Annotated in this window: 19 protein-coding genes and 1 riboswitch; of the genes, 5 read left to right on the top strand and 14 right to left on the bottom strand. The window is 72.3% G+C overall.

Annotated elements, in window-relative coordinates; genetic code table 11:
- Nucleotides 1-155 precede the first annotated feature (155 nt).
- Nucleotides 156-1,274: a Gfo/Idh/MocA family protein gene (locus V5O40_RS02790; RefSeq protein WP_332903977.1), complete on the bottom strand. Its 1,119-nt coding sequence runs from the start codon at nucleotides 1,272-1,274 to the stop codon at nucleotides 156-158.
- Nucleotides 1,244-1,954 (bottom strand): ThuA domain-containing protein, encoded by a 711-nt coding sequence (locus V5O40_RS02785; protein ID WP_332903976.1) that lies wholly within the window; start codon nucleotides 1,952-1,954, stop codon nucleotides 1,244-1,246. Before V5O40_RS02785 ends, V5O40_RS02790 begins: the two co-directional genes overlap by 31 nt.
- A gap of 248 nt (nucleotides 1,955-2,202) precedes the next feature.
- Between V5O40_RS02785 and V5O40_RS02780 the strand changes: the two genes are divergently transcribed.
- Nucleotides 2,203-3,156 (top strand): LysR family transcriptional regulator, encoded by a 954-nt coding sequence (locus V5O40_RS02780; protein WP_332903975.1) that lies wholly within the window; start codon nucleotides 2,203-2,205, stop codon nucleotides 3,154-3,156.
- A 61-nt stretch (nucleotides 3,157-3,217) separates the two neighbouring features.
- Here V5O40_RS02780 and V5O40_RS02775 read toward each other — a convergent pair whose 3' ends face one another.
- Both V5O40_RS02775 and V5O40_RS02770 read right to left on the bottom strand, forming a co-directional pair.
- The gene (locus V5O40_RS02775; RefSeq protein WP_332903974.1) at nucleotides 3,218-3,712 is read right to left on the bottom strand and encodes a hypothetical protein; all 495 of its coding nucleotides are present in this window, start codon (nucleotides 3,710-3,712) and stop codon (nucleotides 3,218-3,220) included.
- Complete coding sequence (locus V5O40_RS02770; protein WP_332903973.1) at nucleotides 3,712-4,797, bottom strand: saccharopine dehydrogenase family protein; 1,086 nt, start codon at nucleotides 4,795-4,797, stop codon at nucleotides 3,712-3,714. Before V5O40_RS02770 ends, V5O40_RS02775 begins: the two co-directional genes overlap by 1 nt.
- 636 nt (nucleotides 4,798-5,433) lie before the next feature.
- On the opposite strand from V5O40_RS02770, the gene V5O40_RS02765 reads away from it, so the two are divergent.
- Complete coding sequence (locus tag V5O40_RS02765; protein WP_332903972.1) at nucleotides 5,434-8,532, top strand: BTAD domain-containing putative transcriptional regulator; 3,099 nt, start codon at nucleotides 5,434-5,436, stop codon at nucleotides 8,530-8,532.
- Between the two features lie 37 nt (nucleotides 8,533-8,569).
- Here V5O40_RS02765 and V5O40_RS02760 read toward each other — a convergent pair whose 3' ends face one another.
- Together V5O40_RS02760 and V5O40_RS02755 are read right to left on the bottom strand one after the other, a co-directional pair.
- Entirely contained in the window at nucleotides 8,570-9,535 is a 966-nt protein-coding gene (locus V5O40_RS02760) for a hypothetical protein (protein ID WP_332903971.1), read from the bottom strand.
- 185 nt (nucleotides 9,536-9,720) lie between these two features.
- Complete coding sequence (locus V5O40_RS02755) at nucleotides 9,721-10,587, bottom strand: hypothetical protein (protein WP_332903970.1); 867 nt, start codon at nucleotides 10,585-10,587, stop codon at nucleotides 9,721-9,723.
- 190 nt (nucleotides 10,588-10,777) lie between these two features.
- On the opposite strand from V5O40_RS02755, the gene V5O40_RS02750 reads away from it, so the two are divergent.
- Nucleotides 10,778-11,581 carry a hypothetical protein gene (locus tag V5O40_RS02750; protein ID WP_332903969.1) on the top strand — a complete coding sequence of 268 codons (804 nt, stop codon included), beginning with the start codon at nucleotides 10,778-10,780 and terminating at the stop codon, nucleotides 11,579-11,581.
- A 27-nt stretch (nucleotides 11,582-11,608) separates the two neighbouring features.
- Here the strand turns inward: V5O40_RS02750 and V5O40_RS02745 are convergent, their stop codons facing one another.
- The 3 genes from V5O40_RS02745 to V5O40_RS02735 are packed head-to-tail and all read right to left on the bottom strand — an operon-like array spanning nucleotide 11,609 to nucleotide 14,402.
- Nucleotides 11,609-12,217, bottom strand: coding sequence for a LutC/YkgG family protein (locus V5O40_RS02745; protein WP_332903968.1), 609 nt, complete (start codon nucleotides 12,215-12,217; stop codon nucleotides 11,609-11,611).
- Nucleotides 12,202-13,611: a lactate utilization protein B gene (locus V5O40_RS02740; protein WP_332903980.1), complete on the bottom strand. Its 1,410-nt coding sequence runs from the start codon at nucleotides 13,609-13,611 to the stop codon at nucleotides 12,202-12,204. Before V5O40_RS02740 ends, V5O40_RS02745 begins: the two co-directional genes overlap by 16 nt.
- Before the next feature lie 17 nt (nucleotides 13,612-13,628).
- The gene (locus tag V5O40_RS02735; protein WP_332903967.1) at nucleotides 13,629-14,402 is read right to left on the bottom strand and encodes a (Fe-S)-binding protein; all 774 of its coding nucleotides are present in this window, start codon (nucleotides 14,400-14,402) and stop codon (nucleotides 13,629-13,631) included.
- 616 nt (nucleotides 14,403-15,018) lie between these two features.
- On the opposite strand from V5O40_RS02735, the gene V5O40_RS02730 reads away from it, so the two are divergent.
- Entirely contained in the window at nucleotides 15,019-15,609 is a 591-nt protein-coding gene (locus V5O40_RS02730; protein ID WP_332903966.1) for a hypothetical protein, read from the top strand.
- A gap of 110 nt (nucleotides 15,610-15,719) precedes the next feature.
- On the opposite strand, the gene metE is transcribed toward V5O40_RS02730, so the two are convergent.
- From metE to V5O40_RS02715, 3 genes are all read right to left on the bottom strand, one after another.
- Nucleotides 15,720-17,957, bottom strand: coding sequence for a 5-methyltetrahydropteroyltriglutamate--homocysteine S-methyltransferase (gene metE / locus V5O40_RS02725; protein ID WP_332903965.1), 2,238 nt, complete (start codon nucleotides 17,955-17,957; stop codon nucleotides 15,720-15,722).
- 111 nt (nucleotides 17,958-18,068) lie between these two features.
- A riboswitch (cobalamin riboswitch) is annotated at nucleotides 18,069-18,279 on the bottom strand.
- A gap of 180 nt (nucleotides 18,280-18,459) precedes the next feature.
- Nucleotides 18,460-19,881, bottom strand: a complete 1,422-nt coding sequence (locus V5O40_RS02720) for a dihydrolipoyl dehydrogenase family protein (RefSeq protein ID WP_332903964.1) — start codon at nucleotides 19,879-19,881, stop codon at nucleotides 18,460-18,462.
- Between the two features lies 1 nt (nucleotide 19,882).
- Nucleotides 19,883-20,440, bottom strand: coding sequence for a hypothetical protein (locus V5O40_RS02715; protein WP_332903963.1), 558 nt, complete (start codon nucleotides 20,438-20,440; stop codon nucleotides 19,883-19,885).
- A 240-nt stretch (nucleotides 20,441-20,680) separates the two neighbouring features.
- Here V5O40_RS02715 and V5O40_RS02710 point away from each other — a divergent pair, with 240 nt between their 5' ends.
- A complete protein-coding gene (locus V5O40_RS02710) occupies nucleotides 20,681-21,289 on the top strand; it encodes a TetR/AcrR family transcriptional regulator (RefSeq protein WP_332903962.1) in 609 nt (202 codons plus the stop codon).
- An 88-nt stretch (nucleotides 21,290-21,377) separates the two neighbouring features.
- Here V5O40_RS02710 and V5O40_RS02705 read toward each other — a convergent pair whose 3' ends face one another.
- Both V5O40_RS02705 and V5O40_RS02700 read right to left on the bottom strand, forming a co-directional pair.
- A complete protein-coding gene (locus tag V5O40_RS02705; RefSeq protein ID WP_332903961.1) occupies nucleotides 21,378-22,112 on the bottom strand; it encodes an alpha/beta hydrolase in 735 nt (244 codons plus the stop codon).
- Between the two features lie 216 nt (nucleotides 22,113-22,328).
- A complete protein-coding gene (locus V5O40_RS02700) occupies nucleotides 22,329-23,687 on the bottom strand; it encodes a ferredoxin reductase family protein (protein ID WP_332903960.1) in 1,359 nt (452 codons plus the stop codon).
- Between the last annotated feature and the right edge of the window lie 405 nt (nucleotides 23,688-24,092).

The raw sequence follows: 24,092 nt of genomic DNA, 5'->3' as shown, positions 1-24,092 counted from the left end.
CCGCGGGGGGGAACCCGGGGTGGCCCCCCGGGGTGCCCCGGGCCCGCCCCCCCCTTTCACCCCGCCCCCCGGGGGGGGGCGCCGGGCCCCCCCGGGGCGCCCCGACGTCGCACGCCGGGGCCCGGCAGGCAGGCGCCGACCGGGTGGCGGCGTCGTCAGTGCTCGGACGCGGAAGCGGAGAGCCAGTCCTCGGCCGGGGTGAGCGGGACGGCTGCGGGGCGGTCGACCGCCGTGGTCAGCTCCACCCGCCGACCCTCCTCAGCCGACCGGAGCAGGGCGGTCATGATGTCGAGCACGTGCAGCGCGACCGCGCCGCTGGCCCGTGGTGCACGCAGCTCGTCGGCGTGGACCAGGTCGATCAGACCGACCCCCCGGGACGCGGCGACGTAGCCGGCCCGCGGTTCGAGTACCTGCCACCCGGGACCGTCGAGCGCGAGGTGGCGGACCTCGCCGTCGAAGGTGTTCGGATCGGGTACGGCGAGGGTGCCCTTCTCCCCCTGCACCTCGATCGGCGCGGCCGTTGTCGCGACACCGTCGAAGGTGGTCGTCAGGGTGCTCAGGGCACCGTCCGCGTGTTCCAGCACACCGCTCACATGGGTCGGCACCTCGACCGGGATCCGCTGTCCGAGGCGTGGGCCCGAGCCGATGACCCGGGAGTCGCGCAGTCGGCTGGCCGCCCCGATCACGGCACGGACCGGCCCGAGCAGGTGGACCAGCGCGGAGATGTAGTACGGCCCCATGTCCATCAGCGGGCCGCCGCCCGGGACGTAGTAGAAGTCGGGGTTGGGGTGCCAGCGCTCGTGTCCCGGGGTGACCATGACGGCCGACGCCGAGAACGGTCGGCCGATCAGTCCGCCGTCGATCGCCGCTCGGGCGGTCTGCGTACCGGTGCCCAGGACGGTGTCCGGCGCGCAGCCGACCCGGACGCCGGCCGCCGCCGCCCGGTCGATGAGCGACCGGGCCTGTGGGAACGCGACGGTGAGCGGCTTCTCGACGTAGACGTTCCGGCCGGCGTCGATCGCCGCGCCCGAGATCTCGGCGTGCGCGGCCGGGATGGTGAGGTTGAGCACCGTCGCCACGTCGGGGTGGTGGAGCAGCCGCTCGACACTTACCGCCTCCGCGCCGGGAATGGTGGCGGCGGCTGCGTCGGCCCGGGCCGCGTCCAGGTCGGCCACCGCGACCACGCGCACGGTCGGATGGTCGGCCAGCGTGTTCAGGTACGCGCGGGAGATGAACCCGAGACCTACGACGCCGACGCCGTGCGGGTCGCCCACACCATTCCCCTCTCGATGACGGTACGGACGCTCGGGTGCTCCAGCACGTCGAGGCTGTGTCCCGGAGTCGTCACCACGACCCGCCCGGCGCCCCAGTGCCGGGTCCAGATCGCCGGTGAGGTGACCGGCCGGTGCCACGGGTGCCACTCCCGGGTCGGGTGGGTGGTGGTGGCCAGGACGTCGATCAGGTCGTCGTGCAGTACCCAGTACTGCTCGGTGACCAGGTCGAAGTCCTCGATCCCGGCGGTGATCGGATGCTCCCGGCCCAGCTCGGTGACCGTGATCGAGTGCGGCAGGAAGTTGTCCGCCTCGCCGCCGCCACGGTCGCACGGCTCGACGCCCGGATGCGTGGCGAACTGCCCGCCCACCAGGTGCAGGTAGTCCGAACAGGCGCGGAACGAGTCGACGACGCCGCCGTGCCAGCCGGTGAAACCCGTACCCGCGACGACCGCCGCGGCCAGTCCCGCCACCTGCTCCGCGGTGATCTGCGACATCGTCATGCACTGCACGATGAGGTCGGTGTCGGCCAGTTCGGCGGCGTCGGCGTAGATCTCCGTCGACCCCTCCACCCGTACCGCGTATCCGCTGCGTTCGAGGAACGGAATGAACAACTCCGTCGCCTCGACCGGCCGGTGGCCCTCCCAACCGCCTCGGACCACAAGGGCTTTCCGCCGCGTCACAACCACTCCTCCCCCGGTCCGCCACACCGGGCCACCGCTGCCGCCCGGGCCGACGCCCGCACATCCGACCGCCGCCAACCGTACCCGGGCCGACACCCTGGCTCAGCCCGTCGCCCGGGGCACCGCGACCCGGACCCACCTACCATGCACCCGGGTAATGGCTCTGATTCGGGCTTGCGCCGCTGTTTCCGGGCGCTGGCTACGCACAGCGTGCGGCCCAAAGTAAACCATGAATATAAGCTGCGTGCATGATTGAAGCCTGGACCCTGCGGGTGCTCCTGGAGGTCGCCGGCCGGGGTTCGTTCTCCGCCGCGGCCGAGGCACTGTCCATGACGCAACCAGCCGTCTCACGGCAGATCAGCGGATTGGAACGGCGCGTCGGCGTGCCACTGTTCCGCCGGCTTCCACGCGGTGTACGGCTCACCCAGGCCGGGCAGACCGCCGTCGAGCTCGCCCGCGACATCCTGGTACGGACCGACGCCCTGGAAGCCCGGTTGCGCGCCTTCACCAGCCTGACCGGTGGGCAGCTCAACGTGTCGGCCTTTCCGAGCGCCAACGCCCGGCTCACTCCGGAGGCCATTCGTCGCTTCGCCGCGTCCCACCCGGGCGTCGCGGTGCACCTTGTCCGGCCGGACGAGGCGGGTCCGCTGGCGGCCATCCGGGACGGCCGCATCGACGTGGCCCTGCTGACCTCGTGGCAGTTGTTCGCCGACCCGGTCAGCGCCAAGCACGACCTGTCCGCGTCGCGCCTCACCGACGAGGTGTTGGACGGTCTCGACCTGGTGCCGCTCTGCGACGAACGGCTGCATGTCGCCCTTCCGGCCGACCACCCGTTGGCGCGACACCAGCGGGTGCCGCTGCGGAAACTGAAGGACGAGCGGTGGATCGAGGGCGCCTATCCGGACTGTCTCGGTCCGATCCCGCCGATCGCCGAGGCGTTGGGCGGCCCACCGCAGATCGCGTTCTTCTGTGACGACTGGAACGGCAAGCAGGCCCTCGTCGCCGCGCGGGCCGGCGTGATGCTCGTGCCGACGCTGACCCAGGCCGCGCTGCGGCCGGACATCGTCCTGCGCCCCACCGTGCCGGTCCTGCCGACCCGCCGGCTGTATGCCGCGGCCGCCGCCCCACCGTTCCGGTCGCCAGCGGCGACCGCGATGATCGAGATCCTCACGACGATCTGCCGGCAGCCCGTCGACGCGTGACGACCGACCGCCGGACCGGCACACCAGGATGAGCGGCAGGCGCCCCGGCCGGCGGCTCTGGTCAGCGTGCGCCGCCGTCCGTCGCCGGTCGCCGGTCGATCCCGCTCGTCGGCCGCCGCCGGGGCCAGGCGGGTGCCACCGCCAGCACCACCGCGGTGACCAGGGTCAGCACCCCGGTGCCCTGGAACAGCACGTCGTCGGAGATGCGCGCGTCGCCGTGCACGGGGTAGAGGTCGTCGATGAGGGCGTGCGCGTCGAACAGCCGCAGCACGACGAACAGGGCGTGGTTGAACCCACCTTCGAAGAGGCCGACCGCCGCCACCCAGAAGGCGTAGACCAGGAACCAGAGGACCGCGCGAGCCCACCGCATCGTCGAGCCGAGGCGGTACGCCAGATACGTGACGGCGAACACGGCGCTGAACACGACAGCCAGGAGCGTCCGCTGTGGGCTGTCGAACCGCGACCCGCCGTAGACGTGGTGGATGAACGTCACCAGGAAGAGCACCGTGGTCCAGGCGATGGCGGCTCGGCGCCGGCCCGCTGACCCTCGTTCCATCAGCGCTCACCTCCTTCGGGAGTGGCCGGAATCCGGCCGGTCGGCGGCTCGGTCGGCAGTGACGACGGTTGCTCGTGCACGGTCAGGCCGTGCCGCTGGATCGTGCTGAGGAACTCACCCGCATCGACGATCTGGTCGATGTGATGCACCCCGGGCGGATAGCGGCGACCGATCAGGCCGAGGGCGATCTCCGCTGCCACCACACCGGTCGCCTGGCACTCCTGACGGCCCGTCGCCGCCGCCCACACCTGTCTCCCGCCACCATCGGTGGCCGCAGCGTGCACCACGAACCGGTCCCCGCCGAGCCGCAGGAGGTTCGACGCGCCGGTCAGCGGGCGAGCCCCGCCCAGCCGGTCCGCCAGGCGGAAGGCACCGACCCCACGCAGCCAGAACAATGCCGCCGTGACCGCAGCGGAGTCGAGACAGAGGCGCGTGGTCACCGGGACGCCGAGGGTGCGGCTCAACGTGTACTGATCCGAGAAGGGAAACGGGTACGCGGTGCGCAGACCGAACCCCGGCAGGTCCACCCGAGCCCGTCCCGGCCGCCGGGTCCGGTCGAGCGGGGCCATCAGTCCCGCCACCGTCCAGCGGACCGAGTCGGGCCCGTGGTCACCGGCGGCACCCAGCAGGACCGTCACGTCGACGGATGTCGCGGACGGGAGACGCCCGGCGCAGCGTCGGGCCAGCACGTTGGTCAGCCCGGGTGCCAGCCCGACGCTGAGCACGGCGGCCGTTCCGGTCCGTCTCGCGGTGGGATCGAGCCGTTCGATGCCGGCCAGCACGTCGGCTGACGCGCTGATGTCGACGACGGGAACGCCACGGTCCAGGCAGGCGCGCGCCACCGCTTCGTTGCGATGCTCCACGCACATGACCACGACGGCGGCGTCGGCCAGCAGCCCGTCGAGACCCCGCAGGTCGTCGAGGTCCAACCGGCGCGGGGTCAGCCGGCCCGGGCCGCTCCGGGCCAGGGCCTCGGCCCGCGCCAGATCGCGACCAGCGACGACGACCTCGTTCGCCGAATCTCGGGCCAGGGTGGTGGCCACCACCCGACCCACCGCGCCGTATCCGCCGATCACGACGGCCATCCCGTGGCCGGTCACTGCCGCCTCGCCGTGATCACCGGGTGCCTAGCGCGGAGGCGGACGGCTCCCAGGTCGTACGGTTCGACGGCGGGCAGCAGGTGATTGCGCACCCCGGCCGGCGCGATCCCGGGATCATCCGCCCGACCCTGGGCACGTCCTCGGGCCGCGGTGCGACAGGTGCGCCCCGTGCCGCACCTGTCGGGCACCACGTCGGTGGGACCGACCTCGGCCGTCCGGAAGAGGCGGTCGAGCAGCCCACCGTCGAGATCTTCCCGTCGATCATGGTGCTCGGCCCGGTGCGCCCCCTGCGGACCATCCCGGGCCGCTGCCTGGTAAACGTCTACCACCCGCATCTGGTCACCTCTTCGGACACCGCCCATGGGAATGAGTCTGGGCGGGCAGAGCTATGAGCACCACTGCGAACTGGTAGGGGGAGCCATCACTTCAGCGCATGGCAACGCTTCGCCTCACCGCCGTTCTCGCCAGCGGGTCGGACAGCGGTTTGCTCCGCCGGGACGAGGTGGGTCGAGCCGCCGCAGCCTGCCGTCGGCGGCGCCGCCCGGTCCCTTCGGACGGTGTCGCTGTCGGAATTGCGGGAATCGCCTTGCTCAGGCGCGTCCGGCGGGACACGCTGCCGCCATGCTGGAACAGCAGCGCGGCAGGCTGTGGCTGGTGGTGGCCGCCGCCGGCTACGGCAAGACCAGCGCGCTACGCCGGCTGTTCCCCGGCCCCACCGTTCGGTGGCAGCGGGAGTGCGACGTCGACGCGCTGCTCGGCGGTGAGCTGGCGGAGCTGGCCGCCGGGACGACGCAGCTCGTTCTCGACGGGTTGCCCGCCATGTCGGAACGGACCGAGCAGGCGTTGCTGCACGCGATCGCCGGCCTGCCGGACGGTGTACGCCTGGCGCTGTCGTCGCGTTGGCCGGTGGGCTGTGCCGCGTCGTCGTGGTTGACCCGGATGGCGCCCGCGCAGCTCCGCCCGGCGGAGTTGAGCCTGACCACCGACCAGGTCGAGGAGATGCTGCAGACCGAGTACGGGCTGGCCGACCCCGGCCTGGCACAGCGCGTGCACGAGATCACCGCAGGGTGGCCCGCGCTGGTCCGGCTGGTCGCCGAGACCCTGGTCGCCGAGGGCGTACCCGCCGGACCGCTGCTGCCGGCGGTGACCGAGCCCGGAGGTCTGGTCACGGGTTACCTGAGCGAGGAGGTGCTCGGTCCACTGCCGGAAGACGTCCGGCGGTTGCTGCACGAGATGGCCGACCTCGCACCGGTGACGGCGGGCGTCTGCGCGATCGCCGGCCACCCGACGGCCGGGCCGCGGATCGGCCGGCTGCTCCGCACCGGGCTACTGACCAGAGTCGGCACCGAGCCCGACACCGGGCCCCGGGTGGTACCGGTGGTCGCCGCGGTCGCCGGACACGACCGGCCGGCGGTGGCGCGCGGGACGCTGCTGCGGGCGGCCGCCTGGTACCGCGACCACGGCCCGGCCCGCGCCGCCGCGTACACCTTCCGGCTCGGCGGCGACGACGCGGCGCTGGCGGCGGTGCTCGATGAGCACGGCGACCGGATGATCGTCGGTGGACGGCCGGCCGCGACCGCCGAGTTGGTCGCCGCGCTCCCGGCGCCGCTGCGCACCCGTCGGCTCCGGCTGCTCGCCGGTGACGCGCTGCGCACCGCCGGCGACGTGGCGGGGGCGGCCCGCGTGTATCAGGAGGTGGCGACGGCCGAGCCGGCCTGGGAGCCGGGCATCGCCTGGCGGATGGGTCTGATCCACTACCTGCGCGGCGACCAGCCCCGGGCCCTGGCCGACTTCGCCCGGGGTGACGAGGCCCCGGGTCGCCCCACCGACCAGGCGATGCTGCTGGCCTGGACGGCAGCGGCCGCCGCCCGCAGCGGTGACGCGGCGACCGGCATGGCGCACGCCTGGCGGGCCTACCGTCTCGCGGCCGAGACGGGCGTCGACAGCGCCCTGGCCACCGCACACGTCAGCCTCGCGCTCTGTCTCGGGCTCACCGGTGACCAGGTCGGCGCCGAGGAGCACTACCGACTCGCGCTGGGCATCGCCGAACACACCGGCGATCTGGTGCTGCTGGCCCGGATCCTGGTCAACCAGAGCTACCACCTCGTCGAGCAGGCCCGCTATCCGGCGGCGCTGACGGCCGCGCAACGGGCGGCCAGCGCCGCCGAGGCGGCCGGGCACGCCAACCTGTCCGCGATGGCCGCCGGCACCGAGGCCGACATGCTGGCGATGCTCGGCCGGTACGACGAGGCGGCGACGCGGTACGCCCAGGTGCTCGCCCGTCATCGGCGGATGGGCTCGCGCCGCTGCGCCGACACGTACCTGGGTCTGGCCGAGCTGCATCTGATGCGAGGCTGGCGGGAGCAGGCCCGGGCCGCGTTCGTCGAAGCGGTCCGGCTGGCCGATGCCGGTGACAGCCGGAAGTTGACGGTACGGGCGCACGCCGGGCTGGCCCGGGTGCTGCTGCCCGACGACACGGCGGCGGCGGCCCGACACGCCGCCGCGGCGACCCGGCTGGCCACTGACGACCTTCGGGTTCCGGCGCTGCTCGCGCAGGGGTGGGTGGCGCTGGCCGGCGGCGACGCCGCGCGGGCCGCGTCGCTGGCCGACGAGGCGCTCGACCTGGCCCGGTCCGGTGGGCTGCGGGCCGGCCTGGCCCGGGCGCTGGAGCTGCGCGCCGCTGCCGAGATCGACCCGGATCGGGCCCGCACCGCCCTGCGCGAGGCGCACGCGATCTGGGCCGACGCGTCGGCGGTCGGCGACGCGGCCCGTACCGCGCTGGCGCTGAGTCGGCTGCCGGGTGCCACCGCCGACGACCGGTTCGCCGCGCTGCTGGCGACCGAGCGCCTCGCCGCCCGTGGCGTCGCGATCGACCCGGAAGAGACGTCGGCGGACCGGTCGGCCGCCGGCCGACCGTCCACCGGTGTCGGTCGCGTCGGCGTCCTGGTCCGCACCCTCGGCCGGTTCGAGGTGCGGGTGGCCGGTGCCACGGTGCCGCCGTCGGCCTGGCAGTCGCGACGGGCGCGGGACCTGCTGCGGATCCTGGTGGTACGCCGGGGTCGGCCGGTGCCCCGGGGCGAGCTGTGCGAACTGCTCTGGCCCGACGACGATCCGAGCCGGACCGGGCACCGCCTGTCGGTGTTGCTGTCGATCGTGCGCGGGGTGCTCGATCCGGACCGGGTCTTCGCCTCGGACCATTTCCTGGTGACCGACGCGGCGAGCGTCGCGCTGGACGTCACCCACCTGCGGGTCGACGTGATGGAGTTCCTCGGTGCGGTGGCCCACGGCCGTCGGTTGCTGGCTCGCGGCGCTCGCGCGGAGGCACGCACCATCCTCGCGGCGGCCGTCCGGGACTACCGGGCCGACGTGTTCTCCGACGAGCCGTACGCCGACTGGGCCTCGGCGTTGCGGGAACAGGCGCGGGCCGCGTACGTCGCGGCGCTGCGGATGTTGGCCGACGCGCACTGCTCGGCGGGCAACGGCGGCGCGGCCGTGGACTGCCTGCTCCGCCTGTTGGAACAGGACCCGTACGACGAGCCGGCGCACCGGATGTTGGTGCGCACCCTGGTGACGGGCGGGCAGCACGGCGAGGCGCGCCGGGCGTTCGCCCGTTACCGCTCCGCGATGCGCGCCATCGGAGTACGGCCGCCGGACGAGATCATCCTGGCACCACGGGCCGGGGTACGGTCGCCGGCGACGGCCGTACCCCGGCCGGGGTGAGGGCTCAGGCGTCGCCCGGTCCCCCACCTCCGGCGGCTCAGTAGATGTCGTGGTCGGTGCTGTACCCGGTGACCGTCCACAACGTGTCGTCGGCGGCCGGGTGGCGGTCGAGCGAGCGCAGCCCGTTGCCCGCCGCCGCAGCGCCGCCGACGGACCGGCCCGCCCCGGCGGTGGCCCGCCGCACCGCCGCGACGGTCACCTGGCTCCCGTCGTCGTTGGGCATCATCGCGTCGATGAAGATGTCGGAGACGAGCGCCGGGAACGGGTCTGCGGGGTCGGGCAGCACGGTGATCTCGCCGCCGACGCCGGACATGGACGGGAGTTCGTCCTCCCACTCACGCTGCACGATCACCACCCTCGGCGACGACGTACCGACCGGGCTGGTCGTGGCGAACCGCTTGTAGCGCAGTCCGACGCCGTCCCACGAGGCACGGTTGCCGTCCACACAGACCGCGTAGGCGACCGGGCCGGCGCCGACCGGTTGGAAGGCGGTGCGAACGGTCACGCCTCCGCCGTCGGCGTCGGGGACCAGTCCGGCCAGCGGCACCCCGGCGGGCAGGTCGAACCCGGTGCCGCTGAGCACCAGGTCCGTCGGGCAACTGGCGGTCCGCGACCCGGCCGGGGAGACCTCGACGACCCGCGGCGTGCCGTCGTCCGGGGCGCAGATGGCGGCGGCGATCACCGACCAGGGTTCCGCGTGGTCCGGATACGCCTCGCCGCGTACCACGACCGAGGTCGGGCCTGGCACGATCGCGGCCAGGCGGACTCCCCCGTTGCCGTTTCTGATCCGGCCGCCGGCGCCGATCAGCGCCTCACCGGGCCCGCACGTCGCGGTCACGCTCTTGGACGACGTGGTGTCATAGGCGCTCTCCGCCCGGTGCCGGTACGCGGCGTGGGCCGTCCCGGGTAGGACGAGCATCGCCGAGACCGCGACGACTGCTGCGGCCGCCGCGACACTGCACCGCGACCGGGTGCCTGTGCCGAGTGTCGTATCCCTGCTCATGACGACAGTCCTTTCCTGCTGACGCTGCCGCGAACGTTTCGCGTGGCGCTGGCCGGAATCATCGGCGGGGCCCGTCACGGTGGCGTCATGGTGGCGCACGGTGAGCTTCCGAAAGCGTCCGCGCCTGGTCACGCCGACCGGCGTGACCAGGCGCCGCGCCCGTTGGCGGCGCGGGACGTGAACCGTTACGGACCCCAGCAGACGACGTGGCTCTCCAGGTCCCACGGCGGCAGGTAGATCCCGTCCTCGGCGGCGATCGCCTGGGCGTTGTTCTGGGCGACGGTCGCCGTCACCCGGGTGAGCAGGACATTGCCGGTGGCGGTGGCGTCGACCGTGGCGCCGACGCCGGTGGCGAGCGCCCCGGCCGGACAACCCGCGGACACCTGACCCTTGGGGCTGACGCTGTTGGCCGCCCCGGTCAGGCTGACGAGCGTGCCGGTGAGGTTGGCGGGCAGCGTGGCGCAGATGGCGTACCCGACGAGTTCCCACGGCCCGGCGAACCCGCCGGCCGCGCCCGCGGTGACCACCCCGGCGGTGAGCGCGGCGTTCGGCTCGATCCGCTGGTAGAAGGCCTCCCCGTTGGCGGTACGCAGCTCCGCGCCCAGCCCGAGCAGGTCGGTGCCGGCCGGACAGGCGGCCACCTGGTTCTTGATCGGGTCGCCGTTGCTGCCGCTGGCCGAGGTGACCCGCTGGTAGTTGGCCGGGGCTGCGCCGGGCACGCAGATCGCCTGGGCCACGAGGGTGTACGCCCCGGCCACGCCGCCCGGGTTCGTGTGCGCCCAGACGGTCACCGACTGGGTGGCCAGGTTCGGAATGATGTCGGTCAACGTGACATCGCCGCCACCACCGTCGACGGAGCCACCGCCGCCGGCGAGAAACTCACCGGCCGGGCAGGTCGCCACCGCGGACTGGTTGGGGAAGGCGCCCGCCACGCTGACGTTCACCACCGTCGCCTGCGCCGGCCCCGCACCGGTGGCCACGGCCACGGCGGTGCTGGCCAGCAGCAGGGCCGTTGCGCCCGAAAGCCGGGCGAGCCTGGATCGAGTTCGCATCGTGCACTCCACTTCGTACCTGCCGCGAGACGTTTGCGCCCCGACGGGACGACGCGGCAGGTATCCCACGATCCGGGGAGACGTCACGGCTGCCTCAGCGCCGCGTCACGGCCGACCGACCGACAGAGCGGCGACGACGGCGCACTCCACGTCGCGCTCGATCGTGGCTGACCCGGCGCAGAATGAGGCGGTGGAGACGAGCCGGACCATCCTCTACCGCGTCCAGATTCCGCTGCCACGCGGCGACATGATCGTCCGCCGGGAGGGCCGGACGACGACCGTCCGGTGGGACAACGAGCCGGTCGCGGTGCTGACCGTGGTGTGGATCGACGACGCTTCCCGGCACCGCTACTTCATCGACCGTGATCTGGCCGACCGGTTCGGCCTACGCCCCGCCGAGCGGGACTGGCTGTTCCTGTCGGTGGACCTCGACCCGACCACGGCCGCGCAGTGGCGGACCGCGGCGGAGACCTACCTGACCGCGATCCAGGCCGCCGAGCGCGACCGGCACGCGGCCCGCGATCATCCGCCGTGGTTCCGGCGCCGGGCCGCGGCCGAGCGTGCCCGGGCCCGGCACCGCGCGGCACTCGATGCCGCCGACCGCGGCTACGCTCCGGTGCGGGAGGCGGCCTCGCGGTTGCTCGACGAGCGGTACGCCCCGATCGCCGCCCGGGAGAAGGCCATCGCGGCAATCAACGGCAAACCGATCTGGCGGTACGTGCGCAAGGGCAGGACCGCTCATGTGCACGTGGCGAAGTCGCACGGGTCGACCGCCGACCAGCTCATCTCGGCGATGACGCGGCAAAAGGGGATCACCGCGTTCCGGTGGGAGCCCGACGCCGTGGCGAAGGCCGTGGAACTCCTCGGCGAGGAGGGCTTCGACCTCTGGTGGAGCCGGTTCGCCGGGCATTGGCAGTACCGGCTCGACCAGCAGGAGGAACCACGTCGGGCGGGCGGCACGGGCCTCGCCGGCACCGGCGGCTTCGGAATCTGAGCTCCTGCCGTCGACCTTCCGGCCAACTCAGGGCAGCAGGATGAGGTGCAGGGTGCGGGGGCCGTGGACGCCTTCGACCCGGTTGAGTTCGATGTCGCTGGTGGCTGACGGGCCGCTGATCCAGGTCAGCGGTCGGTGCATGTTGAGCCGGGTCAGTGCCTGCGGCACACCGGCGACGACCTGGGTGGCTCGGATGACGCAGATGTGCAGGTCGGGTAGGAGGCTGAGGACGCGGCGGCCCTGGTCGGGTGAGCCGTCGAGGATGACGGTGCCGGTGTCGGCGATGGCGACGGCGGCGGCGGTGATCACGGCGTCGGCGGCGGCGATCTGCTGGTTGGCGAGGTCGTCGTCGGGTCGGGCGGTCACGGTCGCCGGCAGCCAGGCTCGCGGCAGTGCCGGTGGCACGACGACGGTCGCGCCGGTCGGCAGGATGGCGGCGATGGTGTCGGCGACGGCCGTCTCGGCGACCCGGTGCACGTGTGCGCGGTAGTCGGTGAGCCGGTCGACCAGCAGGTCGAGGTCGACCGGGCCGTCCCGCCGGTAGTCGCGTGGCACCTCCACCGGCGCCGGTGCGGGGTCGAGGGCGGCGCGGAGCCGGGCGAGGATGATCTCCCGGGCGGTCACCGGCTCGCCCACCACTGCCGGAAGGTCTGCGCCGGCGGGTCGGGCAGGTCACGGCCGGCGGTCCAGCCGGACAGCGGCGGTGGCAGGCCCCGACCGCGCCGGCCGGTCAGCCGGCTCAGCCGGGTCGCGCGCTGCGCCGCCGCGTACAGGGCCGGGTGGTCCATCGCGTACGCGGCCACGGCCATCGCGGCCGCTTCACCCCGCGGATGCGGGGCCTGGTCGCGCAGGTGCACCAGCAACTCCGGAATGTCGATCTTCACGGGGCAGGCGTCGTAGCAGGCCCCGCAGAGCGACGACGCGTACGGCAGCGACGCGTTGTCGGCCACCCCGGTCAACTGCGGCGACAGCACCGCACCGATCGGCCCCGGATACACCGACCCGTACGCGTGCCCACCGGTGCGCTCGTACACCGGACACACGTTCAGGCAGGCCGAGCAGCGAATGCAGTGCAACGCCTGCCGGCCCACCTCGTCGGCGAGCACCGCGCTGCGCCCGTTGTCCAGCAGCACCAGATGAAACGCCTGCGGCCCGTCGCCCGCCGTCACGCCGGTCCACATCGACGTGTACGGGTTCATCCGCTCCCCGGTCGAGGCCCGCGGCAACAGTTGCAGGAACACCTCCAGGTCCCGCCAGGTCGGCACCACCTTCTCCACACCCATCACGGTGATCAACGTGCGCGGCAGGGTCAGACACATCCGACCGTTGCCCTCGGACTCCACCACCGCCAACGTGCCGGTCTCCGCGACCGCGAAGTTCGCCCCGGACACCGCCACCGGCGTGGACAGGAACGTCTGCCGCAGAAACCGGCGCGCCGCCGCCGCCAGCACCGCCGGCTCGTCGGTCAACCCCGGATCCACTCCCGGCATCGCCCGCAGGAAGATCTGACGGATCTCGGCCCGGTTACGGTGGATCGCCGGCACCAGGATGTGACTCGGCCGATCCTCACCCAACTGCACGATCAGCTCGGCCAGGTCCGTCTCCACCGGCGCGATCCCGGCCGCCTCGAGAGCCTCGTTGAGACCGATCTCCTGCGTCACCATCGACTTGACCTTCATCACCCGGTCACTGCCGGTGCCCCGCACCAGGTCCACGACGATCGCGTTCGCCTCGTTCGCGTCGGCGGCCCAGTGCACCACTCCCCCGGCCGCCGTCACTCGATCCTCGAGCTGCTCCAGCAGCTCCGGCAACCGGGCCATGACGTCGGCCTTGATCGCGCTACCGGCCGCCCGCAACCGCTCCCAGTCCGGCACCTCGCCGATCACACCAGCCGACTTCGCCCGAATCGTCGCCGTGGCGTGCCCGATATTGCGGCGCAACTGCGGGTCGGCCAGCGCCCGCCGGGCGGCGACCGGGAAGGTCTCCGCGCCGCGCAGGTGCCCGACACCGGCCGGCGCGGTCGCCGGCATACCGAGGAAGGTTCGACTCACGACCGCACCACCAGGTCACCGCGTTCGCCCACGACACCGTCGTGCTCGGTCGAGGCCAGGATCTCCGCCAGGTGCACCGTCCGCACCCCGGCCCCCGCCCGCGACAGCCCGCCACCGATGTGCATCAGACACGACGGGTCTCCGGCCGTGCAGACCTCGGCGCCGGTGGCCAGCACGTGGCGCATCTTGTCCGCCAGCATCGCCGTCGAGGTGTCCGCGTTCTTCACCGCGAAGGTGCCACCGAACCCGCAGCACTGCTCCGCCGCCGGCAGCTCCACCAGGTCGAGCCCCCGCACCTCGCGAAGCAGCCGTACCGGCCGGTCGGCCACCCGCAGCATCCGCAACGAATGACACGTCGGGTGGTACGTCACCCGGTGCGGGAAGAACGCGCCCACGTCGGTCACCCCCAACACGTCCACCAGCAACTCCGACAACTCGAACGTGCGCGCCGCCACCGACTCCGCCCGCGACGCCAACCGCACGTCACCGGCCCGCCGCGCCACCATCGCGTGCTGATGGCGCACCGACCCCACACACGACCCCGACGGGGCCACGATCACGTCATACGGATCGAAGGTCCGCACATGCCGCCGCACCAACGGCACCGCCTGCGCCTGATAACCGGTGTTGACGTGCATCTGCCCACAACACGTCTGCCCGTCGGGGAACACCACCTCATGCCCCAACCGCTCCAACAACCGCACCGTCGCCTTCGCCGCCGCCGGAAACAGCGTGTCCGCCAGACACGTCACGAACAACGCGATCCGCACGTCACACCTCCCTCTCGTCGGCCCGGGCCGCCACCGAAGCACCACCGGCCCGTAACGCATGATCCGCTGAGTCTGCCGCACGAGCCGCCGCAGCGCAGCAAGCTCACCACCGACCGTCGGCGTCCCGGGCAGGGTGCGGGTGCCGGCAGACCACCGGCGGCTCAGGTGGACGGCAGGGCCCGATGGACCGGTCCGTTCGGCCGCGAATGAGGCGAAGGCCGATCGTAGGAAGCCGGCAGCACGAACGCCACCGCCGGTGGTCCGGCCGAACAGGTGGTGCGGGGCGGGCAGCGACACCGACGGTCAGCAGCGCGTGGTCGGCGCTGCTAGGCTCCGCTCATGCCGGACATCGATCGTCCTGACATGCCCCGGTGGCACCGGCGGTGGGCCACGGCAACGCGCACGGCCGGCTTCATCACGGCCGGCGGGCGATAGCCGCGTTCCGTGGCGCGGGTGACCCGCGCGTCGCTAGGAACACCACTCGAGATGAGCTCGCCTGGCTGCGAACGCGACCGCGACCGCAGTACGCCAGCGGGCAGCGATCCGATTCTGGGACAGACGTGATCTGCGTGGCTGGGCCGCCGACCGTCGGCTGGGCGCCCGGAAAGACCAGCGAGTGGGGGGTCGGTGGACCTGGCAAGGCACCTGGAGCGACTGGAAAAGTCTCGGCGGCATCATCCAAGGCGGACTCGCCGCCGTCTACGTCAACGGCGAATACCACGTCTTCGGCATCAGCCCCAGCGGCCAGTTGAGTCAGAACACCTGGCGAAACGGCAGCTGGCTCGGCTGGGAATCCCTCGGCGGCACCGTCGCCGGCACCCCCGCCGTCACCTACCACGACGGCCAGTACGACGTCTTCGCCCGCAGCCCACGAGGCGTGGTCTACCAGAAGACCTGGCGCGGCACCTGGAGCGACTGGAAGAGCATCGGCGGCATCGTCGACGGCGGACTCGGCGCCGTCCACGCCAACGGCGAACACCACGTCTTCGGCATCAGCCCCAGCGGCCAACTCAGCCAGAACACCTGGCGAAACGGCAGCTGGCTCGGCTGGGAATCCCTCGGCGGCACCGTCGCCGGCACCCCCGCCGTCACCTACCACGACGGCCAGTACGACGTCTTCGCCCGCAGCCCCGGCGGCACCGTCTACCAGAAAACCTGGCAAGGCACCTGGAGCGACTGGAAACACATCGGCGGCACCCTCGGCTGACAACACTCGTCGGTGCTGAAGCCGGTTGGCCGGCACGGTTCACCCCGTGCCGACCAACCGGTCCTTTCGAGAGTTCCGCTCAGATCGGCCAGCGATCGGACCGGTACGGATCAGCTCCCGCGTACCTCGGCGGCGGCGGCGACCAGATGCCGCAGGGACGCCTCGACCTCCGGATAGCCGCGCGTCTTGAGGCCGCAGTCCGGATTCACCCACAACCGGCGGGCCGGCACGGCCGCGACGGCCCGGCGCAGCGCCTCGATCACCTCGTCGCGCGACGGCACCCGGGGCGAGTGGATGTCCCAGACCCCGGGGCCCACACCCCGGCCGTAGCCGATCGCGGCCAGGTTATCGAGGACCTCCATCTTGGACCGGGACGCCTCGATGCTGGTGACGTCGGCGTCGAGGGCGTCGATGGCACCGATCACCTCGCCGAACTCCGAGTAGCACAGGTGGGTGTGGATCTGGGTGTCGTCGGCGACGCCGCTGGTGGCCAGCCGGAACGCCGCCACCGCCCAGTCCAGGTACGTCTTCTGGTCGGCCCGGCGCAGCGGCAGCGTCTCCCGTAGCGCCGGCTCGTCGACCTGGATGACCCGGATACCGGCGGACTCCAGGTCGCGGCACTCGTCGCGAAGGGCCAGCGCGACCTGGTCGGCGGTGTCCGCGAGGGGCTGATCGGTACGGACGAACGACCAGGCCAGGATGGTGACCGGGCCGGTGAGCATGCCCTTGACCGGTTTGCTGGTCAACGACTGCGCGTAGGTGGACCACTCGACGGTCATCGGTGCCTTGCGCGACACGTCGCCGTAGATGATCGGCGGGCGTACGCAGCGGGAGCCGTAGGACTGCACCCAGCCGTGCCGCGTGGCGGCGAAACCGTCGAGTTGCTCGCCGAAGTACTGCACCATGTCGTTGCGTTCCGGTTCCCCGTGCACGAGTACGTCCAGACCCAGCTGTTCCTGCAACCGGACGACCTGCTGCACCTCCGCGCGCATCCGGGACGCGTAGCCGGCGTCGTCGAGGCTGCCGGCCCGGTGCGCGGCGCGGGCCCTCCGTAGCTCGGCGGTCTGCGGGAACGACCCGATCGTGGTGGTCGGCAACTCCGGCAGCCCCAGTCGTTCCTGCTGCCGGGCGGCCCGGGTGGGATAGTCGCCGCGCTGCCGGTCGGCCGGGCGCAGCGCGGCGAGGCGGCCGCGTACGTCGTCGTGACGCCAGCCGGCCGGGGTGGCCGGCAGGGGCGCGGGCAGCGCGGTGGTGCCGTCGCGCAGCGCGCGGCCGAGCACGACGATCTCGTCGACCTTCTGCCGGGCGAACGCCAGCCGCTCGGACAACCGGGGGTCGAGGTGGGTCTCGGCGGACAGGTCGACCGGCACGTGCAGCAGCGAGCAGGACGAGGAGACGGCGACGTGATCTGCCAGCCCGGTGACCGTCGCGCCGGCCGCGACAGCGGCCCGCAGGTCGGTACGCCAGACGTTCCGACCGTCGACCAGGCCGGCGACGATGGTCTTGCCGCCAAGTGGGCCGGCGGCGGCGAGACGGTGCAGGTTGCCCGCCCCGGCCACCAGGTCCAGACCGACGGCGTCGACCGGGGTGTCCAGCAGGGCCGGCAGCGCGTCGCCGAGGTCGCCGAAGTAGGTCGCCACGAAGATCCGCGGCCGGTGCGTGAGGTCGCCGAGCCGGGTGTAGGTGCGGCGCAGGGCGTCGATCTCGGCTGGGCTGCGGTCGCCGGCGTAGGCGGGCTCGTCCAGTTGCACCCAGCCGACACCCGCGTGCGCCAGCGCGGCGAGAATCCGGGCGTACGTCTGGACCAGGTCGTCGAGCCGGGCGAACGGGTCGACGCCCTTGGCCAGCAGCAGGAACGTGGCCGGCCCGACGAACACCGGCCGGGTGGTGACGCCCAGGTCGCGGGCTTCGGCGTACTCGTCCAGCGCCTTCGCCGGGTTGGCGGTGAAGACGGTGTCCGGGGCGATCTCGGGCACCAGGTAGTGGTAGTTGGTGTCGAACCACTTCGTCAGCTCCAACGCCGGCTCGGCGTCGACACCCCGTGCCATGGCGAAGTAGGTGTCCAGCGCGGACAGGCCCAGCCGGGCGAACCGGGCCGGGACCGCGCCGACCGCGACCGCCGTGTCGAGCATCTGGTCGTAGTAGGAGAAGGTGTTCGACGGGATCGCGTCGAGACGGGCGTCGCGCAGCGTCCGCCACACCTGCGCCCGGAGGCCGGCGGCGGTGTCGGCCAGAGCCTCGGCGTCGATGGTCCCGGCCCAGTACGCCTCGACGGCCTTCTTCAGTTCACGGTTCGCGCCGATGCGTGGGTAGCCGAGCACGGTGCTCTGCCCGAATACGGTACTCACCAAGGGTTCCTTCCCTCGAAGTGTCCGGCGGACACGGGAGGGAAGACGGGTACGCCTCGGGTACCGGCTTCCGCCCTGGTCCTCCCACGGGACCGCCGGCGACGCACGCCGGCGGCGTGCGCAGCACTGGCAGGTCTTCGGACTCGCGGGCATGACACCAGGTCGCCTACTGGCCGTCGCTTCCCAGACCTCACGGTCCAGTGCTCTGTTGACGGCGGTCGTTCCCGTTCACCGCTGCGGGGCAGTCCCGGATTCGCACCGGGTTCCCTCTTACGACGCCCCACCCACCCGGGCGGGACGAACCAGCACCACCGGCCATCGTACGGGCCACACCGCCGGCTGGGCCCGAGTGCCCGGCCTGCGGGACGGCGAGCAGGCCGGGCACGGGTGAGCAGTGGTTGAGCACAACGTTCGATCTGTGTCGACGGCTCGGGGTTGCGTCGGCGATACCGGACCGCGTCGATCGGACATGAACCGCGGCGGTGGAGCACTCGACTGGCCGTCAGCGGCCGTACGTCTCCAACAGCCGCAACCAGACCTCGCTGACGGTCGGGTACGCCGGCACGGCATGCCACAGTCGGTCGAGCGGGACCTCGCCGACGATGGCGATCGTCGCGGCGTGGATCAGCTCCGCCACGTCCGGACCGGCGAGGGTGCAGCCGACGATCACCTTCCGGTCCTCGTCGACAACCATCCGGGCATGCCCCTGGTAGCCATCGGCGTGCAGGGTGGCTCCGGCGACCGCGCCCAGGTCGTAGTCCACGACCCGGATCCGCAGCCCGGCCGCCTCGGCCGCGGCTGCGGTCAAGCCCACCGACGCGACCTCCGGGTCGCTGAACACCACCTGCGGCACCGCACGTTCGTCGGCCGTCGCGGCGTGCCGCCCCCACCGGCCGTCCTCGACCCTCTCACCCTTGGCCCGGGCCACGATCACATCGCCCACCGCGCGCGCCTGGTACTTGCCCTGATGGGTCAGCAGCACCCGCCGGTTCACGTCACCCGCGGCATACAGCCACCCACCGCCACCGATCACGCGCAACGTGTCGTCGACCGCCAGCCAGGCACCCGGCACCAGCCCCACCCGGTCAAGGCCGATGTCCTGGGTGTTCGGCGTCCGGCCGACCGCCACCAGCACCTCGTCCGCCTCGACCCGCTCGCCGTCGCGCGTGGCGATGTGGACGACCCCGCGATCGTCGCGGTCGACGGAAACGGCCTCCGCGCCGACGCGTACCGACACACCGGCCTCGCGCAACGACTCCCTGACCAACTCGCCCGCGAACGGTTCCGTCGACGGGAGCACACCGTCACGGGCGAGCACCTGCACCGAAGACCCCAGTGCGGCGAACGCGGTCGCCATCTCGGTCGCCACCACGCCACCACCGATGATGGCGAGCCGACGGGGAACCGACCCGGCCGCGGCGGCCTCGCGGCTGGACCACGGCGCGGCCGCACGCAGACCCGGGATGTCCGGCAACAGTGCGCTGCTGCCGGTCGCCACGACCACCGCATGCCGCGCGGTCAGCCGGGTCGTGACACCGTCGACGCCGGTCACCTCGACAACGCGGGCAGAGCCGATCCGCCCCTGACCACGGTGCAGGGCGATACCGGCTGACTCCAGCCAGGAGACCTGTCCGTCGTCCCGCCAGTGCGATGCGAAGGCGTCGCGCCGGCCGAGCACCGCAGCCGCGTCCAGGTTGCCCGTCGAAGCCTCCCGGGCACCGGGCAACTGGCGAGCGGCCCGCAACGCGGACGCGCTGCGCAGCAACGCCTTGGTCGGCATGCAGGCCCAGTAGGAGCACTCGCCACCGACCAACTCCCGCTCGACGATGGCGGCGGTCAGCCCGCCCCGCACGACCCGGTCGGCAACGTTCTCCCCGACGGGGCCGGCACCGATCACGACGACGTCGTACTCGAGTGAGGTCATGTCAGCTGCCCTTCGCGGCACGGCCGAGGCGGACAGCCGCGATCAGGAAGAAGATGGCGCCGGGAATGGCGTAGCCGGCCGCGTTGATCAGCGACGGGTTGTCCGCGGCGGCGGCCACGACGAAGGACCCACCAGCCAGAACCGAGATGCCACCGCTGATGATCATCGGCCACTGGCCGCCCATCCGCCGACGGGTGACACCGACGACCAACTGGACCAGACCGGCGGCGATCGCCCAGGCACCCCAGACCCGTAGGACAGCGGGAACACCGGACGCGCCGGCCACACCCACTCCGACCGCCGCGACGAGGCTCACCGCGATGTTCACATACAGCAGGGCCGGCGAGCCGGTGGACCTTGACGAACGAAGGTCGAAGATGGCCGCGCCCACGTCGAACAGCGGGTAGAGCACGAACAACGCCACCGCGAGGGGACCGATCTCCCTGGCGGTCGCGATCGTCACGCCCGCCCACGCGATGGCGAACACGAAGCGGACGAAGTACAGCCGCCGCAGGGCGGCGGCAGCCTCGGAGATACCGGGGGCAGCAATGGTGGTCACGGGTGACCCTTTCAACGGAGAGGTGGGAGACCGAACGTTCTGTCTCTAAAGCATGCCAGGGTGAGGCCTGGCTCGTCAAGACCGAACGTTCTGTCTTTGCCTGCGCCACGAACGATCATCACGCCGTCCGTGTCGACGGCGCTTGCCGACCTTGGTCGCCTTCCCATTCGATGTGGGGTCGCTGAGCCTGAGGTCGCTCGCTTCCCTCAGACCGAACGTTCTGTTCGCTAGGGTTGCGGCATGACGCGCGGCAAACCCGACACTCGGCCCTCTGAGGCGCGCCTCCGGCTTCTCGCCACGGCGACCAGGATCTTCTACTCGGAGGGCATCCACTCCGTCGGCGTCGACCGGATCATCGCCGAGGCGAAGGTGACCCGGGCGACCTTCTACCGGCACTTCCCGAGCAAGGACGACCTCATTCTCGCCTACCTGCGTGAGATCCACGAGATGGAGCGCGGCACGGTCGACGCGGCCATCGCCAACAACTCGTCGCCGGTCGACCCGCTCCTGGCCATTGCCGGCTCCATCACCCGGAACATCCAGGCCCCCGGCTTCCGTGGCTGCGCCTTCCTGAACGCGGCAGCCGAGTATCCCGACACGGAACACCCCGTGCGCCAGGAGATCATCGCCCACCGGCAATGGTTCCTGGACACGCTCAGCACGCTGATGGCCCAGGTTGATCCGGACACCGCGGACCCCGCCGCACGCCGTTTCGTCATGCTCCGCGACGGCGCCATGGCAGCCGGCTGCCTCTTCGACCCCGCGTTGGTGTCCGAGACATTCCTGCAGGGCGTCGAAGACCTGCTGCGGACCACCGCCGACCGACGGTCGACCGGATCCGTCGACTGACGGTGTCGCGGCCACCGAGCCGGTTGCGTGCCTGCCCGGAACCGGTGCGCCGAGGTCGGGTGCCGCGGCCCGGATCGCCCCGGTCCGGCTAGCGTAGGTGCCGGGCGAAGAACCGGCCCGCGTCCTCCCCCGCGTACCAGGGCACACCGGTGTGTCCGCCCATGTTGGCGTGCAGCGTCTTCTGCGTGGAGCCGAAGGCGTCGAACAGCTCCAGCGCCGCCTGCCGGTCGTTGCCCTCGTCGTCCCACTGCAACAGCACGTGCAGCGGAATGGTGACCTGCCGGGCCTGTTCGACGATGAGGCGCGGGATGAAACTTCCGGCGAAGAGACCGGCGGCCACGATCCGGGGCTCCACCACCGCGAGTCGGACACCGACCGAGATCACTCCCCCGGAGTACCCGACGGGGCCGCCGATCTCGGGCAGCGACAGGAGGCAGTCCAGGGCAGCCTGCGATTCCGGGACCGCCCGGTCGACGAGCGGGAGGACGAGAGCGTCCACGATCTCGTCGCTCACCGCCTCGCCCGCCGCCAGCACCCGGTGCAGGTCGGCGCGGGCCTGCTCGGCGGCGGCCCACCGCGGCCGGTCACCGCTGCCGGGCAACTCGATCGCGGCGGCGGCGAAGCCATCCGCTGCGGCGCCCCGGGCCCGCGCCACCAGACGGGGGTACATCCGGCCCAGCCCCAGTGGCGGGTGACCGAGCAGGATCAGCGGAACCGGCGCGGTCGCGAACGCGGGTGTCCACAGGAAACCGGGGACGTCGTCGAGCGTGAACGCGCGTTCGAAGACGCCGTCGTCGAGGTGTCGTTCGGAGGTGAATCGCATGGTCGTGCCTTTCGGGAGTGCGTATGAACGGCGCTCCCGGACGACCTACCGCCCGACCGTGACCCCGCAGGGGAGCACCCATGTCGAAACGTTCACGGGTACCACCTCCTCGGTCTCTCGCACGGCCTTCGGGCAAACTAGCAGCGGGCCGTCACGGTCCGCCACGGGGTTTCCGCGCCCCTTCCGCTCGCCTCGCGCCCTGTCGGCCGGTGAGGTTCACACCCCCAACCGGAACGCCTCGACATGCTGTTGGCGGGACGGAACCCGCAGGGCGCGCAGGCTACGTCGCACGGTGCCGGCCATCGCCGCGGGACCGCACAGGTAGACGTCGCGCTCGGCGATGTCGGGGACCAGGTCGCGCAGGCTCTCCGGGCTGAACGGCTGGCTGCCGTCGGCGGTGCGACCGGTCAGCAGGTGCAGACGGGCGCCCCTGGCCTGTGCCAGATCGCGCAGCTCATCGATCAGTACCGCGTCGGCGGGCGTGCGGGCCCGGTAGAGCACCACGACGTCTCCGGTCAGTTCCGGGTCCTCCAGCAGCGCCCGGATCGGAGTGACGCCGATGCCACCGGCGATCAGCAGGCTGTTCTCCCGGGTGCGGGCGGCGGTGGTGAGGGCCCCGTACGGTCCCTCGGCATAGACCCGGGTGCCCACCGGTAGCTGCCGCAGCCCGGCGCTGGTGGTGCCGATCGCCTTCGCCGTCAGCCGCAGCGTGCGGCCGTCGGGAGCCGCCGACAGCGACCACGGGTTGACCTGCCACCAGGAGTTGTGTCCCGGGAAACGCCACCAGAAGAACTGGCCGGGACGGGCGCGCAGCCGGTCGAGGCGGTTGCCGGCAACGTGGACGGACACGACGTCGTCGGACTCCGGCACCACCGCGACGACCCGCAGCCGGTGCCGGACGTTGCGCACCAGCGGCACGACCAGGCGGTTGGTCAGCAACGAGCCGACCGCGAAGGCCCACAACCCCCACCAGTAGGCCTTGGTGACGGCGCTGCCGGCGAACGAGGCGCCCTCGTAGATCTGGTGGATCACCGACAGCACGATCACCACGTACACCACCAGGTGGATGGCGTGCCAGGTCTCGTACGACATGCGGCGGCGGGCGATCCGTACCGAGGTGGCCGCCAGCACGCCGATCAGGACTGCGGCGATCATGCCGAGTAGCACCGGCATCTGCCTGGCCAGGTTCGGGATCTCGGCGAAGAACGAGATCCGGTCGATCTGTGCGTAGCCGAGCAGCACGAACGTCGGGTGCAGCACGACCAGCCAGAAGATCACGAACCCGGTCCAGCGGTGCCAGTTGGTGAGCTTGTCCATGCCGAGCCGCCGTTCCAGGAACGGCACCCGGCCGATCAGCAGCAGTTGCAGTGCCATCACGAAAGCCAGATGCAGGCCGAGGAAACGGCCGATCGCGGTCAGGGTGTTGGGCGTCGGCCGGCTCGGATGAGCGAACATGACCTGGAGAATCACCAGGTTGACCAGGACAAACGTCCAGAGCAGCAGGTACGCGGCCCGAGCCTGGCCGGTGCGGCGCACCGGACCTGCCGCGGCGGCGGTGAAGGTGGTCGTGGACATCGTGGGCCTTCCTGAAGCGGTCCCGGTCGGGTTGGCGTGAGATCCGTCGATGGCCTGGCAACACGGCGCGGTCGCCGCACGCCGTCTCCGGCCGGCGAACCGCTCCGTCCGCCTCAGCGTGCCAGCGTCGGCGTGCGCTCGGAAGCTCCCCGAGCACGATCGCAACCTGCCCGGTGCCGAGCCCGCCGGCGGCGAGGTCGCGCGGTGCCGCCACATCCCGCGCCGCGACGTGCGGCTGCCAGGGACGCAGGAAAGCCGGCCGGGGGCATGGTCAACGGAGCCGCCGGTTGCGAAACTGCTTCAATCCGCGTCGGCGGGGGCGATCGGATCCTCGACCCCTCCGGCAACCATGCGTGCCGGCCGGACGAGACCAAGGGCCGGTTCGGTACGCCGGACCGCCAGCCG

The organism is Micromonospora palythoicola (genome assembly GCF_036689795.1).
GTDB classification, from domain to species: domain Bacteria; phylum Actinomycetota; class Actinomycetes; order Mycobacteriales; family Micromonosporaceae; genus Micromonospora; species Micromonospora palythoicola.
Note: the sequence above shows the minus strand (reverse complement) of the source record. Positions and strands in the feature narration are given on the sequence as shown.

What these genes read in the sequence shown, in the direction of transcription:
- V5O40_RS02780 (WP_332903975.1), top strand. Translation starts at nt 2,203, where the DNA reads ATGATTGAAGCCTGGACCCTGCGGGTGCTCCTGGAGGTCGCCGGCCGG.
- V5O40_RS02775 (WP_332903974.1), bottom strand. Translation starts at nt 3,712, where the DNA reads ATGGAACGAGGGTCAGCGGGCCGGCGCCGAGCCGCCATCGCCTGGACC.
- V5O40_RS02770 (WP_332903973.1), bottom strand. Translation starts at nt 4,797, where the DNA reads ATGGCCGTCGTGATCGGCGGATACGGCGCGGTGGGTCGGGTGGTGGCC.
- V5O40_RS02765 (WP_332903972.1), top strand. Translation starts at nt 5,434, where the DNA reads ATGCTGGAACAGCAGCGCGGCAGGCTGTGGCTGGTGGTGGCCGCCGCC.
- V5O40_RS02760 (WP_332903971.1), bottom strand. Translation starts at nt 9,535, where the DNA reads ATGAGCAGGGATACGACACTCGGCACAGGCACCCGGTCGCGGTGCAGT.
- V5O40_RS02755 (WP_332903970.1), bottom strand. Translation starts at nt 10,587, where the DNA reads ATGCGAACTCGATCCAGGCTCGCCCGGCTTTCGGGCGCAACGGCCCTG.
- V5O40_RS02740 (WP_332903980.1), bottom strand. Translation starts at nt 13,611, where the DNA reads ATGCCGGCGACCGCGCCGGCCGGTGTCGGGCACCTGCGCGGCGCGGAG.
- V5O40_RS02720 (WP_332903964.1), bottom strand. Translation starts at nt 19,881, where the DNA reads ATGACCTCACTCGAGTACGACGTCGTCGTGATCGGTGCCGGCCCCGTC.
- V5O40_RS02710 (WP_332903962.1), top strand. Translation starts at nt 20,681, where the DNA reads ATGACGCGCGGCAAACCCGACACTCGGCCCTCTGAGGCGCGCCTCCGG.
- V5O40_RS02705 (WP_332903961.1), bottom strand. Translation starts at nt 22,112, where the DNA reads ATGCGATTCACCTCCGAACGACACCTCGACGACGGCGTCTTCGAACGC.
- V5O40_RS02700 (WP_332903960.1), bottom strand. Translation starts at nt 23,687, where the DNA reads ATGTCCACGACCACCTTCACCGCCGCCGCGGCAGGTCCGGTGCGCCGC.